This is a genomic window from Flavobacteriales bacterium, from assembly GCA_016713875.1.
Lineage (GTDB): Bacteria > Bacteroidota > Bacteroidia > Flavobacteriales_F > PHOS-HE28 > PHOS-HE28.
Window position 1 is genome coordinate 1182250 of sequence record JADJOI010000003.1, and the last position, 12739, is coordinate 1194988.

A 12739-nucleotide genomic window follows, 5' to 3' on the forward strand; every position below is an offset into this window, starting at 1 on the left:
ACTGGGCCGCTGACCGGTTGAAGGCCCCCCTCACCTCCCCTTCAGCAGCTCCCTGGCGTTCTCCAGGGCGGCCTTGGTGGTCTTGCGGCCACTGAGCATGCGGGCCAGCACCTCCACACGTTCGTCGGCGAGCACCGGGCGGATGTGGGTGGTGACGGTCTCGGCCTCGTGGTCCTTGTGCACCAGCAGGTGCACGTCGGCCTTGCTGGCGATCTGCGGCAGGTGGGTGATGGCGATCACCTGGCGGCGGCGGGCCATGGCGGCCATGAGTTCACCGACGCGGTCGGCCACTTCGCCGCTCACGCCGGTGTCGATCTCGTCGAAGACCAGGCAGCCCAGGCCGAGCCCTTCGGCGCTGCGCTCCAAGAGGGCGAGCATCACGCGGCCCAGTTCACCGCCGCTGGCCACCTTCTCCAAGGGCTCGGGCGCGCGGTCCTTGTTGGCGCTGAAGCGGGCGTGCACCGCGTCCATGCCGTCGGGGCCGGGTTCCGTGGGGTGGTGCTCGAAGGCGAAGCGGGCGTGGGGCATGCCCAGCTTCTTCAGGGCGGCCACCACCTCCACGGCCAGCTGGGGCATGGCCTCGCGGCGGGCGGCGCTGAGGCGTTGGGCGGTCTCGTGCACGTGCTGGCGCATGCCCGCCGCCTGGTGTTCCAGGGCGCCGATGCGCTCCCCGAGGGTGCCGATGCGGCCATGGCGTGCGCGCAGGTCCTCGCGCAGGGCGATCAATTCGGCGCTGCCCTTCACGCGGTGCTTCACCTGCAGCCGCAGCAGCAGGTCCAGCCGTTCGCGCAGGCGGGCGGCGTGGGCGGGGTCCAGGCGCACGGTGGTGGCCAGCCGATCCGCATCGCCGGCGATGTCGCCCAGTTCGATGGCCGCAGCGTGCATGCGGTCCGCCAGGGCGGCCAGCCCCGCATCGTGCCGGGCGGCTTTGGCCAGGTGCTGGCGCAGAGCGGACAGGCCGGGCACCACGCCCCCCTCGCCGGTGAGCGCCTGCTCGGTGCGCTGCAGGGCGGTGAGCAGCTCGCCGGCATGCTCGGCACGGTCCAGTTCGGCCTCCAGGGCCTCCTGTTCGCCGTCGGTCAGCTGCGCCTGGTCCAGTTCGTCCAGCTGGAAGGCCAGGTAGTCCAGTTCGGTGCGGGCGCGTTCCTCCTCGGCGCGGGCGCGGGCCAGCTCCTCCTCCACGGCGCGCCAGGCGCGGTGATCGGCGCGGTAGGCGGTGACGGCCTTCGCATGCCCTGCGACCTGATCCACCAGGCCGAGCTGGAAGCGCGGATCGTTGAGCAGCAGCGTGTGGTGCTGGCTGTGCACGTGGATGAGGCGTTCGCCCAGGTCGCGCAGCTGCTCCAGCCGCACGGGCGTGTCGTTCACGAAGGCCCGGCTGCGACCGCCCGGTTCCAGCTGACGGCGGATGATCAGCGGGTGTTCCACGGGTACGCCGGCCTGCAGGCACCAACCGTTGATCCACGGCGCGGCACCGTCCAGCTCCAGTTCGATCACGCAGCGGTGGCGGGGATCACGCGCCAGGCCGGCATCCGCCCGTTCGCCCATGGCCAGTCCCAGCGCACCGATCAGGATGCTCTTGCCACTGCCCGTCTCCCCGGTGATGATGGTGAGGCCAGGCGCCAGCTCCAGTTCCAGCTGGTCGATCAGCAGGTAGTTGGTGATGCGGAGCCGGTGCAGCATGTCGAGGAGGTCGTCGATCCCTTGTCGGCCAAGATAGTCCCGCGCACCGGTCGGCCCGTGGGCCCCTGTTCACGACCTGTCCCGCCCCGCGGGATGCTCACATGAGCACATGAGCCCCCTCCCTAACTCCCCTTCATCATGTTCTGGTACCGGCTGATGTTGCCGGGGTCCACGATCTGCAGCGTGGTGAAGAGCTTGGTCTTCTCCTGGGCGGGCACGGGCTTGAACAGTTCCACCAGCTCGTTGCCCTTGGCGTTGAAGAACACCTGCAGGTTGTAGCTGGCGGGCTTGGCCTGGTGCACGGTGCGCAGGCTCTCGATGGAGGAGGCCACGGCCTTGCGCGCGGCATCCATCTCGGTGCTCATGCGGTCGAAGCCCTCGCGGTGGTAATCGTAGAGGCATTGGCGGAAGGGCCGGAACACGGCCTGCTGCTGGTTGTCCAGGAGCCAATAGCGGTTCTTGGTGCCCTCGAAGGCCTTCCAGCCCGGCTCCGAAACGTTCTGCGCGTTGTTCACGACCACCTGTGCCACGTTGTAATACTCGCTGCCGCCCATCGGACTGAAGGTGTCCGCGTCCACCCCCAGGATGAAGTAGGCATAGAAGCCCATGATGCTCGCCAGGTTGTTGGTGAAGCGGTCGGGGCTGAAGTCGATCTGGGTGTTCTCCAGGAAGTTGAAGGCCACGTCGTTGTCCAGCAGGTCGATCACCGGGCTGTTGTAGTCGGTGCCGTACACGGGCCGGGCGTAGATGATCTGCAGCGTGCCCTTGAACCGGTCCAGGCCCTCCTGCTCGTTGATGGTGAGGAGCATGTTGACCTCGATGCGCTCCTGCTGGGTGAAGTTGCGGTTGGTCCAGCGCCGCGTGTTCATCAGTTCGCGGATGGCGGTCTCCATGCTCTGCCAGATGCGCTTGGGCGTGCTCTGGATCTGGGGCGCGATGACGCTCACCGAGCAGTTGAACTCCTGCGCGGGGGAGGTCAGGGGCAGAAGCAGAAGCAGGAGCAGGACCAGGGGCAGGGCTAGGGGCAGGGCTAGGGGCAGGCGGCTGGCGGCCGGCGGTCGGAAGCCAGCGGCGGGTTTCGGGATGGCGGAAGGAACAAGGACCACGATCGAAGAGCCGAAGAAGCGCCGGGCGACGCGGAGCAGAAGGGGTGCGATCGTTCGCATGATCAGAGGAGGGCTTCAAGGCGGTCCAACAGGGCCCGGGCCACGTCGGACTTGCTCATCAACGGCAGGGGCTGTGGATCGGTATCCGGGGCGATGAAGGTAACGCGGTTGGTGGGGTGGCCGAAGCCGGCGCCGGCATCCTCCAGGGTGTTCATCACCACCAGGTCGAGGCCTTTGCGCTGCAGTTTGCCCCGGGCGTGTGCGACGCCGTCGTTGGTCTCCAGGGCGAAGCCCACGATGAGCTGGCCGGGCCGGCGGTGGGCCCCGATCCACGCCAGGATATCCTCGGTGGGTTCCAGGGCCAGCGTGTCCAGCGGCTCGCCCTTCTTCACCTTGCGGGTGGCGGGGGCGGCCGGCCGGAAGTCGGCCACGGCGGCGCTCATCACCACCACATCGGCCTGTGGGGCGATGGCCTTGCAGGCCTCGGCCATCTCGGCGGCGGTGCCCACGTCGGTGCGGACGATGCCGGCCGCGGCGGCGGTGAGCTGCACCGGACCGGTCACCAACTGCACGCGGGCGCCACGGCGGGCGGCCTCCTCGGCGATGGCGAAGCCCATGCGGCCGCTGCTCCGGTTGCCGATGTAGCGCACGGGATCGATGGGCTCCTGGGTGGGCCCGGCGGTGACGAGCACGGTGCGTCCGGCCCAGGGCGAAGCACCGATCAAGGCCTCCTGTAGGGCGTGGACAAGCTCGTCCGGCTCGGTCATCCGCCCCTCGCCCACCAGCCCGCTGGCCAGTTCACCATGTGACGGCCCGATGGCGCGCACGCCGCGTTCCTTCAGCAGGGTCAGGTTGTGGCCCGTGGCGGGGTCGCGCCACATCTCCAGGTCCATGGCGGGCGCCACGAACACCGGGCAGGTGGCGCTGAGGAAGCAGGCCAGCAGCAGGTTGTCGCACTGCCCGTGGGCCATCTTGGCCAGGGTGTTGGCGCTGGCGGGGGCCACCAGCAGGGCGTCGGCCCAGCGGGCCAGGTGCACGTGATCGTTCCAGCGACCGCTGCCGTCGCGCACGAACAGGTCGGTGAGCACCGGGCGGCCGCTGAGGGTGCTGAGCGTGAGCGGGGTCACGAAGTCGTGCGCCGCGGGGGTCATCACCACCTGCACCTCGGCACCGGCCTTCACCAGGGCGCGGACGAGGAGGGCGGACTTGTAGGCGGCGATGCCACCGGTGACGCCCAGCAGGATGCGGCGAGGCAGCGCGGCGGACATGGGGGCCAGCGGGGCCGGACGGCTTAGGCGTTGGCGGAAGCCGGCGCCACCTCGCCCTGCTCGGGATGGCGGAAGTGGAGGCGGCCTTCGACCAGTTCCTGCACGGCGATGGCCGAGGGCTTCGGCATCTTCTCGTAGTGCTTGCTCACCTCGATCTGCTCGCGGTTCTCATACACCTCCTCGAGGTTCTCCCCGTTGCTGGCGAACTCCTCCAGCTTGGCGCCCAATTCCTCCTTGATGCCGACGGCCACCTGATTGGCACGCTTGCCGAGGATCACCACGGTCTGGTACACGTTGCCGATCTCCTGGTCGAGCTGGTCCACGTCGCGGGTGACGGTGGTCTTGGCGGCGTTCTGGTGCTTGGGGGTCATGGGGTCGGTGCGGATTGCGGGGATGCGTTCAGCTTCGTCCGGCAGGCGTCGGCCATCCGTTTCACGTCGGGGGTGCGCTCGGCCTCCGGAAAAGCGTCCGCGAAGGTATCACAACTCTTGATCGCCGCGCGCAAACGCTCCTCCCGCTTGCTTTCGATGCTGTTGTCGGCCAGCAGCACCGCGCTTTCGGCGGCCAGATACATGGCCTCCTCCCTGAAACGGCTGTTCGGCCAGGTGCGCAGGAACTGTTCGGCGGCCACCCCGGCGGCCTGGTAGTTGCGCAGCTTGTGGTACTGCTTCAACCCCTCGAAGTCCTTGACCTCGAGCTTGTCCCTCAGCACGTCGATCAGGGTGTTGCAACTGTCCTTCAGGGCCGAGGTCGGATAGCGGATCAGGAAGAGCTGCAACGCATCGATCGCCGAGCGGGTATCGGACTGGTCCAGCTCGTAGCTGGGCGAGTTCTTGTAGTGGCAAAAGGCCGTCAGGAAGGCGCACTCCTCCGCATACTGGCTGGTGGGGAACGTGCGGGTGAAGTTGCCCAGGTAGTAGCCGGACATGGTGTAGTCCTTCAACCCGAAGTAGCTCTTGGCGTGCAGGTAATTGACCCGCTCGCTCATGGACGAGCCCCGGGTGAGCGACACCAGTTCCTCCAGCAGCGGCAGCGCCTTCTCGAACTGGCCCTTGTCGTGGAACTCCTGCGCGGTGCGCAGCTTCAGGTCCAGGTCGGTGCTCTTGAGGGCGCGGTTGAACTTGCCGCAACCCGCCAGGAGCGCCACAGCGACCGCGAAGGCGGCGATCAGTGACGCGATGGAGGACCGGGCGTGGGACAAACCGAGCGGAAAAGGCGGCAAAGATAGTCGGTGACGGTCGGGCGGCCCGGGAGCACTTCCGCCCAGGCCCGCCGGGTCATTCCCGGCCATGCAGGGGCAGTGATACTTTTGCCGCTCGCAAGCCGCCCCACCCATGAACGACATCTTCGATAAGATCCGCAAGGACCTCGGACCCATCGGTCGCCACGCCAAGGACAGCCACGGCTACTTCAGTTTCCCGAAGCTGGAGGGCGAGCTGGGGGCGCACATGACCTTCCGCGGCAAGCCCGTGCTGGTGTGGAGCCTGAACAACTACCTGGGCCTGGCCAACCACCCGGAGGTCCGCCATGTGGACGCCGAAGCGGCGGCGCAATGGGGCATGGCCTACCCGATGGGCGCCCGTATGATGAGCGGCCAGACCAAGTACCATGAGCAGCTGGAGGATGAGCTGAGCGACTTCATGGGCAAGGAGGACACCTTCCTGCTCAACTACGGATACCAGGGCTGCATGAGCGCCATCGAGGCGCTGCTGAGCCGCCATGATGTGCTGGTGTACGACAGCGAATGCCACGCCTGCATGATCGACGGCGCGCGCCTGCACATGGGCAAGCGCTTCGTGTACCAGCACAACGACATGGCCAGCTTGGACAACATGCTGGAGAAGGCGGCCAAGGTGACCAAGGAGACCGGCGGCGGCATCCTGGTGATGACCGAGGGCGTGTTCGGCATGGCCGGCGACCAGGGCAAGCTGAAGGAGATCGTGGAGCGCAAGGCGAAGTACAACTTCCGCCTCTTCGTGGACGATGCCCATGGCTTCGGCATGATGGGCCGCGATGGCCGCGGCACGGCCGATGCCCAGGGCGTGCAGGAGGGCGTGGACATCTACTTCGGCACCTTCGCCAAGGCCATGGCCACCATCGGCGCCTTCGTGAGCGGGCCCGAGGACGTGATCATGTACCTGCGCTACAACATGCGCAGCCAGACCTTCGCCAAGAGCCTGCCCATGCCGATCGTGATCGGAGCGCTGAAGCGCCTGGAGATGATCCGCACACGGCCGGAGTTCAGCGAGAAGCTCTGGACCATCACCAGGGCGCTCCAGAGCGGCCTGCGCGAGGCCGGGCTCGATATCGGTGTCACCAACAGCTGCGTCACCCCGGTGCTGATGAAAGGCAGCATCCCCGAGGCCACCAACGTGGTGCTCGACCTGCGTGAGAACCACGGCATCTTCTGCAGCATCGTGGTGTATCCCGTGGTGCCGAAGGACGTGATCCTGCTGCGCCTGATCCCGACGGCCGTGCACAGCATGCAGGACGTGGAGCGCACCATCGCCAGTTTCCGGGAGGTGAAGAAGAAGCTGGAATTGGGCGCGTACCGCGGCGAGAAGGTGGCCGACATGAAGGTCTGAGGGCATGACCGATCGGCCCGAGGAACGGCGTGGCACCTGCGCCAACTGCGGACACCAGGCGACCGACGCGTTCTGTTCCTCCTGCGGGCAGCGCACGGGAGCGCGAAGGATCGACGGGCACTACCTGGTGCACGAGCTTCAGCACGGGGTGCTCCATGTCGACCGGGGCATCCTGTACACCCTGCGCGAGCTGTTCACCCGGCCCGGGCACAGCATCCGGGAGTTCCTGGACGGGAAGCGGGTCCGCCACTTCAAGCCGCTGGCCTTCGTGGTCATCACCGCCGGGGTGTACAGCTTCCTCTCCACGCTCATCACCCCGAACCTCCTGGCCGACCTTCCCGGCGGGGACCGGATGCCGCCGCAGGCGCTGGCGCTGTTGGACTGGTTCAATGCGCACTACGCGCTGCTGGAACTGACCACCCTGCCGTTGATCGCGGGCGCCTCGTGGTTCTTCTTCCGCAAGGCCGGCCGCACCTACCCCGAGCACCTGGTGATCAACTGCTTCCTCGCCGGGCAGCGGTACGTGGTGAGCCTGATCCAATTCCCCGTGATCGCCGTCCTCGGCGTGAAAGGCGCGCTGCTCATGGCGCCGTTCATCATGCTGGCCTACGCCGGGCTGTACGTCTGGGGCACCATGCAGCTCTTCCAGGGCAAGGCCGGGCGCTTCATCCTGCTGCGTGCGGTCCTGGCCGCGGGCGTCGGCTACCTGCTGGTGGTGGTGGTGGGCATGGCCATCGCCGTCCTGTGGGTGACCCGCGCGGGTGGGGGCATGCCCTGAGCGGGCTACCTTGGACACATGGAACGGACCAACGGCGCCTTGTGGACCTGGCCCGTGCAGGCCGTGGCGCTGCTGCTGCTGCTGGTGTGGGGCGCGCCGGTGTTCATCCCCCTCCTCTATGCCCTTCTGCTGGCCCTGGTGCTGCACCCCATGGTGGCCGGCCTGGAACGGCGCCGCTGGCCGCGGAGCCTGGCCATCGGCACCTCCCTGCTGCTGGTGCTCGTGCTGGTGGGCGCGCTGCTGGGGCTGCTCGCCTGGCAGGTGGGGTTGTTCCTCGACCGGCTTCCGGCCTCGGAAGGCAGCCTTTGGGAGCGGATGGACCACTGGGTGCACGACCTGATGGAACGGCATCGCGAAGCCTGGTGGTACTCCCTGACCACCGCGCTGCCAGGGCGGGTCCCTGCCGTGCTCGGCAGCCTCCTCAACGGGCTGTTCGGCATGGCGTTCAACGCCTTCATCATCCCGGTGTACACGGCCCTGCTGCTCTACAACCGCCGCCATTTCGTGGCCACGCTGGCCGACACCGTGCCCACCGACCTGGCACCGCGCATCCCGTCCATCCTGGCCAAGGCCGTCACCACCTACGCCCGCTTCATCAGCGGTATGGTGCGGGTGTACCTCATCGTCGGCGCGCTCAACAGCCTCGGCTTCCTGCTGCTCGGGGTGCCCTACGCCATCCTCTTCGGCCTGCTCACGGCCATCATGACCATGATCCCTTACGTCGGCATCCTGTTCAGTTCGCTGCTCCCCATCGCGCTGGCCTACACCTCCAGCGGATCGCTGTGGATGCCGGTGGGCGTGATCGCCGTGCTCGGCATGGTGCAGTACCTGGAGGCCAACCTCATCTTCCCCAAGGTGGTGGGCGAACGCCTGGGCCTGAGCACCCTGGCCAGCCTGGTGGTCATCTTCGCCGGAGGCGCGCTCTGGGGCGTGGCCGGCATGATCCTGCTGCTGCCCTTGGTGTCGCTCGGCGTGCTGGTGGCCGAGGATGTGCCCGCTTTGCTTCCGCTGAAGCGCTGGTTCGGCGGCACCGGTGCCTGACCCGTGGGGCGCTACGGCCCGCTACTGGAACTTGATGCGATCGATGCTGAACCGCCCGCTGCCGGTGAAGAGCAGCGCGGTGAAGGACAGCAGGTAGAAGAGCGCGAGCTCGCGCTCCTTCAACGGCTCGCCCGCATCGATCATGAACACCACCACCCCCATGGCGATCAGCAGGGGGATGAGGGCCGCACGCGTCCACAGGCCCAGCACCACGAGGGCCGAGCATAGCACCTCGGCGAAGATGATCAGCACCAGCGAGATCACCGAGCCGATGCCGAAGGGGTCCGCGAAGCTGTCCATGCGCTCGCTGAAGTGCATCAGCTCGGGCCACCCGTGCAGCCAGAACATGCCGCCGCCAGCGGTCACGCGGAGCAGCAGCACGCCGAAGTCCTCACCCAGGGGTTCACTGTTCAGCAGCATGGCGTTGAATGTGGTGCGAACTTATCCGGGGCCCGGGCAGGGGGATCGGACGTGGGCCGGTATCTATCCACCACCGGACGTGAACGGCCTGAACCCCGGGCCCGCGGATCCCGTTCAAGGGGGCCATGCGTTGCACCCTGCTTACCATCTCCTTCGCGGTCCCCATGGCCCTCGCCGCCCAAGATGCTGCCGACCCCTTCGTGGACGGGCTCGCCGCCTTACGGCACCAGGAGCACCGCGCCGCCGTGGACATCTTCACCGGGGTGATCGCCCAACGCCCGGAGCATGCCCGCGCGTGGTACTACCGCGGCCTGAGCCGCGAGGCCTTGGGCGACCGCACCGGAGCCCTGCACGACCTGGACCGCGCGCTGATGCTCGAGCCGGGCGACCTGAACATCCGGTTGCGACGTGCTGAGGCCTATGTGAAGGCCGAACGCTTCGAGGAGGCCGAAGGCGACCTGCGCGCGATCCGGGAGGCCGCACCGGAGCATGCCATCGGCCTTCATGCGAGGTACACGTGGGGGCAGGTGCTGGTGGCCCGTGGCGACCGCGAGGGGGCCCTGGCCCAATATGACGAGCTTGTCCGCCTGGCGCCCACCGACGCCAAGGCCTGGTGCAACAGAGGGCTGGTGCGCAACACTCTGGGCGAGCACGATGCGGCCGTGGCCGACCTGGCCCATGCCCTCTCCCTCGACCCCACGCTGGTGAAGGCCTTCGGAGGCCGGGCGCAGGCGCTGATCGCCCTGGGGCGCACCGAGGAAGCCTGCGCGGACATCATCAAGGCGCGTGAACTGGGCGACGCCTCGCTGGACGAGATGCTCATCATCCATTGCCTCTGAGCGCATCGTCAGCGCGTCCGGACCGTTATCTTCGCGCCCCTTTCGCGACCACCGCTCGTAGGGTGGCCGAAGCGCTGCCATGAGCATCAACGTCACCCTTCCGGACGGTTCGGTCCGGAGCTACGACCACGGCGTGAGCGCCATGGACGTGGCGAAGAGCATCAGTGAAGGACTGGCCCGCAACGTGCTGGCCGCCAAAGTGAACGGCGAGGTGCGCGATGCCCTGCGCCCGCTGCCCGGCGACTGCACCCTGCATCTGCTCACTTGGAACGACGCGGAGGGCAAGGCCACGATGTGGCACAGCAGCGCGCACCTGATGGCCGAGGCCATCGAGGCGCTTTACCCGGGCACCAAGTTCGGCATCGGGCCGCCCATCGAGCACGGCTTCTACTACGACATCGACCTCGGTGAGCGCGTCATCGGCGAAGGCGACTTCGCGGCCATCGAGGCCAAGATGAAGGAGCTGGCGGCCAAGAAGAGCGTGTACCAGCGCAAGGAGGTGGGCAAGGCCGACGCCATCGCCTACTTCCGGGAGAAGGGTGATGAGTATAAGCTGGAGCTGCTGGAGGGCCTGAACGATGGCGAGATCACCTTCTACACGCAGGGTGGTTTCACCGACCTGTGCCGCGGCCCGCACATCCCGGACACCTCCTTCATCAAGGCCGCCAAGGTGACGAGCGTGGCCGGTGCCTACTGGCGCGGCGACGAAAAGCGCAAGCAGCTCACGCGGGTGTATGCCATCACCTTCCCCAAGCAGAAGGAGCTCGATGAGCACCTGGCCCTGCTGGAAGAAGCCAAGAAGCGCGACCACCGCAAGCTGGGCAAGGAACTGGATCTGTTCACCTTCAGTGAGAAGGTGGGCCCCGGGCTGCCCTTGTGGCTGCCCAAGGGTGCGGCCCTGCGCGAGCGGCTGGTGAACTTCATGAAAGCCGCCCAGGAGAAGAGCGGCTACGAGCAGGTGGCCACCCCGCACATCGCCCACAAGGACCTGTACGTCACCAGCGGGCACTACGAGAAGTACGGCAAGGACAGCTTCAAGCCGATCCAGACCCCGCACGAGGGCGAGGAGTTCTTCCTGAAGCCGATGAACTGCCCGCACCACTGCGAGATCTACAAGAGCCGTCCGCGCAGTTACAAGGACCTGCCGATCCGCTACGCCGAGTTCGGCACGGTGTACCGCTACGAGCAGAGCGGCGAGCTGCATGGCCTCACGCGGGTGCGCGGCTTCACCCAGGACGACGCCCACCTTTTCTGCCGGCCGGACCAGGTGAAGGAGGAGTTCATGAAGGTCATCGACCTGGTGCTTTCGGTGTTCAAGGCCCTGGACCTCACCAGCTACGAGGCGCAGATCAGCCTGCGCGACAGGGAGGACCGCAGCAAGTACATCGGTTCGGACGAGAACTGGACGAAGGCCGAGCAGGCCATCATCGACGCGGCGGCCGAGAAGGGATTGAAGACCGTAGTGGAGTACGGCGAGGCCGCCTTCTACGGCCCCAAGCTGGACTTCATGGTGAAGGACGCCCTGGGCCGCAAGTGGCAGCTAGGCACCATCCAGGTGGACTACAACCTGCCGGAACGCTTCGAGCTGGAGTACGTGGGCGCCGACAACCAGCGGCACCGGCCGGTGATGATCCACCGGGCACCCTTCGGCAGCCTGGAGCGCTTCGTGGCGGTGGTGATCGAGCACACCGCCGGGCGCTTCCCGCTGTGGCTCACCCCCGAGCAGGCCATCGTGCTGCCCATCAGCGACAAGTACCTCGACCTGGCGCGGCAAGTCGCTGGGGATCTGAAAGATTCCGATATTCGCGCCGCCGTTGACGAGCGTAGCGAGAAGATCGGCCGCAAGATCCGCGATGCGGAGCTGGCCAAACTGCCGTTCATGCTCATCCTCGGTGAAAAGGAAGCCGCCGAAGGCACCGTATCCGTAAGGGAACAAGGCCGGGGCGACCTGGGCGCCATGGGCGTCCGGTCCTTCGCCGACCTGGTGAACGAACGGGTGCGGGAGCAGCTCGGCGGCTTGTGAACGCAACAGGAACCAACACCCCCTTCGTGGCAGGACCACCCTTCAATCGTCCCAGCGGACCGCGCCCTCCGGGTGGCGGGCCTCGTCGTCCCTTCCGTGGCCGCGTGGTCAAGGAGGATCCCCACCGCATCAACTCCCGCATCTACGGTGTGAGCGAGGTGCGCGTGGTGGGCGAGAACGTGGAACAGGGCGTATACCCGTTCAGCGTGGCGCTCAAGATGGCGGAGGACATGGGTTTGGACCTCGTGGAGATCAGCGCAGCGGCGGTTCCGCCCGTGTGCCGGATCACCGACTACAAGAAGTTCCTGTACGACCTCAAGAAGAAGCAGAAGGAGATCAAGGCCAAACAGGCCACGGTCGAAATGAAGGAGATCCGCTTCGGGCCCAACACCGACGAGCACGATCTCAACTTCAAGACCAACCACGCCCGCAAGTTCCTGCTGGAAGGCCACAAGGTGAAGGCCTTCGTGTTCTTCCGAGGCCGCACCATCGTGTTCAAGGAGCGGGGCGAGATCCTACTGCTGAAGTTCGCCCAGGTACTGGAGGACGTGGGCCTGGTGGAGAGCATGCCCAAGCTGGAGGGCAAGCGCATGATCATGTTCCTGATCCCGAAGAAGAAGAAATAAGGCGAGGTCGACATCGCCATCATTCACCCATCCAACCACACCCGATCACCCGACCGTCGATCATCAACGCAGAGAGGCCATGCCCAAGATGAAGACCAAGTCCGGCGCCAAGAAGCGGTTCAAGCTCACCGGCACCGGCAAGGTGAAACGCAAGCACGCGTTCCACAACCACATCCTTACGAAGAAGCACAAGAAACGCAAGCGCAACCTCGCCAAGATGGCCCTGGTGCACAAGCGTGACGAGAAGAACATCCTCGAACTGCTCAAGTAAGGGACCCTCCCGCACCGGGTCGAACAGGTAGCGTTAACCAGGACGTGGAGCCCCCAAGCGTACGCCGACAGCGCGTTCCGCCCACGCCCGAAAACCCAA

13 protein-coding genes are annotated in these 12739 nt (G+C 66.7%); 7 read left to right on the forward strand and 6 right to left on the reverse strand.

The window, feature by feature from the left end:
• Window positions 1–30: 30 nt before the first annotated feature.
• From recN to bamD, 5 genes are all read right to left on the reverse strand, one after another.
• The gene (gene recN / locus IPJ87_06505; GenBank protein ID MBK7941511.1) at window positions 31–1683 is read right to left on the reverse strand and encodes a DNA repair protein RecN; all 1653 of its coding nucleotides are present in this window, start codon (window positions 1681–1683) and stop codon (window positions 31–33) included.
• 122 nt (window positions 1684–1805) lie between these two features.
• Window positions 1806–2849, reverse strand: coding sequence for a DUF4835 family protein (locus IPJ87_06510; protein MBK7941512.1), 1044 nt, complete (start codon window positions 2847–2849; stop codon window positions 1806–1808).
• 2 nt (window positions 2850–2851) lie between these two features.
• The gene (gene coaBC / locus IPJ87_06515; protein MBK7941513.1) at window positions 2852–4057 is read right to left on the reverse strand and encodes a bifunctional phosphopantothenoylcysteine decarboxylase/phosphopantothenate--cysteine ligase CoaBC; all 1206 of its coding nucleotides are present in this window, start codon (window positions 4055–4057) and stop codon (window positions 2852–2854) included.
• Between the two features lie 23 nt (window positions 4058–4080).
• The gene (locus IPJ87_06520) at window positions 4081–4428 is read right to left on the reverse strand and encodes a DNA-directed RNA polymerase subunit omega (protein ID MBK7941514.1); all 348 of its coding nucleotides are present in this window, start codon (window positions 4426–4428) and stop codon (window positions 4081–4083) included.
• The gene (bamD, locus tag IPJ87_06525) at window positions 4425–5258 is read right to left on the reverse strand and encodes an outer membrane protein assembly factor BamD (protein ID MBK7941515.1); all 834 of its coding nucleotides are present in this window, start codon (window positions 5256–5258) and stop codon (window positions 4425–4427) included. Before bamD ends, IPJ87_06520 begins: the two co-directional genes overlap by 4 nt.
• 133 nt (window positions 5259–5391) lie before the next feature.
• Between bamD and IPJ87_06530 the strand changes: the two genes are divergently transcribed.
• Genes IPJ87_06530 through IPJ87_06540 form a run of 3 tightly spaced genes read left to right on the forward strand, consistent with a single transcriptional unit; the run spans window position 5392 to window position 8461 of the window.
• Window positions 5392–6642: an aminotransferase class I/II-fold pyridoxal phosphate-dependent enzyme gene (locus IPJ87_06530; protein MBK7941516.1), complete on the forward strand. Its 1251-nt coding sequence runs from the start codon at window positions 5392–5394 to the stop codon at window positions 6640–6642.
• A 4-nt stretch (window positions 6643–6646) separates the two neighbouring features.
• Window positions 6647–7420, forward strand: a complete 774-nt coding sequence (locus IPJ87_06535; GenBank protein MBK7941517.1) for a DUF3667 domain-containing protein — start codon at window positions 6647–6649, stop codon at window positions 7418–7420.
• An 18-nt stretch (window positions 7421–7438) separates the two neighbouring features.
• Window positions 7439–8461 (forward strand): AI-2E family transporter, encoded by a 1023-nt coding sequence (locus IPJ87_06540; protein MBK7941518.1) that lies wholly within the window; start codon window positions 7439–7441, stop codon window positions 8459–8461.
• Between the two features lie 21 nt (window positions 8462–8482).
• On the opposite strand, the gene IPJ87_06545 is transcribed toward IPJ87_06540, so the two are convergent.
• Complete coding sequence (locus IPJ87_06545; protein MBK7941519.1) at window positions 8483–8881, reverse strand: DoxX family protein; 399 nt, start codon at window positions 8879–8881, stop codon at window positions 8483–8485.
• Window positions 8882–9006: 125 nt separating this feature from the next.
• Here IPJ87_06545 and IPJ87_06550 point away from each other — a divergent pair, with 125 nt between their 5' ends.
• The 4 genes from IPJ87_06550 to rpmI all read left to right on the forward strand — a co-directional run bounded on the left by IPJ87_06550 (window position 9007) and on the right by rpmI (window position 12640).
• On the forward strand, window positions 9007–9720 hold the full coding sequence (locus IPJ87_06550; GenBank protein MBK7941520.1) for a tetratricopeptide repeat protein: 714 nt from the start codon (window positions 9007–9009) through the stop codon (window positions 9718–9720).
• A gap of 79 nt (window positions 9721–9799) precedes the next feature.
• Window positions 9800–11743, forward strand: coding sequence for a threonine--tRNA ligase (thrS, locus tag IPJ87_06555; GenBank protein ID MBK7941521.1), 1944 nt, complete (start codon window positions 9800–9802; stop codon window positions 11741–11743).
• 104 nt (window positions 11744–11847) lie between these two features.
• Window positions 11848–12369 carry a translation initiation factor IF-3 gene (locus IPJ87_06560; GenBank protein MBK7941522.1) on the forward strand — a complete coding sequence of 174 codons (522 nt, stop codon included), beginning with the start codon at window positions 11848–11850 and terminating at the stop codon, window positions 12367–12369.
• A 79-nt stretch (window positions 12370–12448) separates the two neighbouring features.
• Window positions 12449–12640, forward strand: coding sequence for a 50S ribosomal protein L35 (rpmI, locus tag IPJ87_06565; GenBank protein MBK7941523.1), 192 nt, complete (start codon window positions 12449–12451; stop codon window positions 12638–12640).
• Window positions 12641–12739 lie beyond the last annotated feature (99 nt).

What these genes read in the sequence shown, in the direction of transcription:
- coaBC (MBK7941513.1), bottom strand. Translation starts at nt 4,057, where the DNA reads ATGTCCGCCGCGCTGCCTCGCCGCATCCTGCTGGGCGTCACCGGTGGC.
- IPJ87_06535 (MBK7941517.1), top strand. Translation starts at nt 6,647, where the DNA reads ATGACCGATCGGCCCGAGGAACGGCGTGGCACCTGCGCCAACTGCGGA.
- IPJ87_06540 (MBK7941518.1), top strand. Translation starts at nt 7,439, where the DNA reads ATGGAACGGACCAACGGCGCCTTGTGGACCTGGCCCGTGCAGGCCGTG.
- IPJ87_06530 (MBK7941516.1), top strand. Translation starts at nt 5,392, where the DNA reads ATGAACGACATCTTCGATAAGATCCGCAAGGACCTCGGACCCATCGGT.
- rpmI (MBK7941523.1), top strand. Translation starts at nt 12,449, where the DNA reads ATGCCCAAGATGAAGACCAAGTCCGGCGCCAAGAAGCGGTTCAAGCTC.
- IPJ87_06520 (MBK7941514.1), bottom strand. Translation starts at nt 4,428, where the DNA reads ATGACCCCCAAGCACCAGAACGCCGCCAAGACCACCGTCACCCGCGAC.
- recN (MBK7941511.1), bottom strand. Translation starts at nt 1,683, where the DNA reads ATGCTGCACCGGCTCCGCATCACCAACTACCTGCTGATCGACCAGCTG.
- IPJ87_06510 (MBK7941512.1), bottom strand. Translation starts at nt 2,849, where the DNA reads ATGCGAACGATCGCACCCCTTCTGCTCCGCGTCGCCCGGCGCTTCTTC.
- IPJ87_06545 (MBK7941519.1), bottom strand. Translation starts at nt 8,881, where the DNA reads ATGCTGCTGAACAGTGAACCCCTGGGTGAGGACTTCGGCGTGCTGCTG.
- IPJ87_06550 (MBK7941520.1), top strand. Translation starts at nt 9,007, where the DNA reads ATGCGTTGCACCCTGCTTACCATCTCCTTCGCGGTCCCCATGGCCCTC.
- thrS (MBK7941521.1), top strand. Translation starts at nt 9,800, where the DNA reads ATGAGCATCAACGTCACCCTTCCGGACGGTTCGGTCCGGAGCTACGAC.